Origin of the sequence: Parapedobacter sp. ISTM3 (genome assembly GCF_016533505.1) — a bacterium.
In the GTDB taxonomy this organism is placed as follows: Bacteria; Bacteroidota; Bacteroidia; order Sphingobacteriales; family Sphingobacteriaceae; genus Parapedobacter; species Parapedobacter luteus.
This window is the reverse complement of record NZ_JAENGN010000063.1, coordinates 1-777: the sequence shown is the minus strand read 5'-3', so window position 1 is coordinate 777 and position 777 is coordinate 1. Positions and strand designations below refer to the sequence as shown.

The following is a 777-nucleotide window of genomic DNA, read 5'->3' as shown; positions in this document are numbered from 1 at the left end:
GTGATAACAAACTGGACGGCGGTGGTAACCAGCGGTACGGTGAGCCTGCCCAACACAAGCGGCACAGGCGACATCAATGAGACGATACCCACATTGCCTAACGGTGCGGTGGTAACCTATACGGTGACGGTACAGACGCCATCGGACTTCACCGGTCAGCTGGTGAACGCGGTGACGGTGACCACACCGACACCGGACCCCAATCCGGACTGTACGCAGTGCGAGACCACGCCGTTGACACCCACACCGGAAGCGGACATCGAAACGGTGAAGGTAACCAGCACGGCCGGGCAGGCGACGTTCGTTCCGGGTGAATCGGTTGAGTACACCATCACGGTGGCCAACCACGGCCCGAGCGATGCAACCGCCGTGAACGTGGAGGATACGGCACCAGCCGGTACGGTGATAACAAACTGGACGGCGGTGGTGACCACCGGTGCAGTGACGCTTCCGAACGCAAGCGGTAGCGGTAACCTGAACGAGACCATACCGGTATTGCCTAACGGCGCGGTGGTGACCTATACGGTGACGGTACAGACGCCTTCGGACTTCACCGGCACGCTGGTGAACGCGGTGACGGTGACCACACCGACGCCGGACCCCAATCCGGACTGCCCGCAGTGCGAGACAACGCCGTTGACCCCGGAACCGGAAGCGGACATCGAGACGGTGAAGGTAACCAGCACGGCCGGGCAGGCGACCTTCGTTCCGGGTGAATCGGTTGACTACATCATCACGGTGACGAACCACGGCCCGAGCGATGCAACCGCCGTGAAC

General features: G+C 62.0%; 1 pseudogene. It reads left to right on the top strand.

From position 1 onward, the window contains the following. Positions 1-777 (top strand): annotated as a pseudogene (locus JHJ32_RS22625) (DUF11 domain-containing protein); the annotation flags it as partial.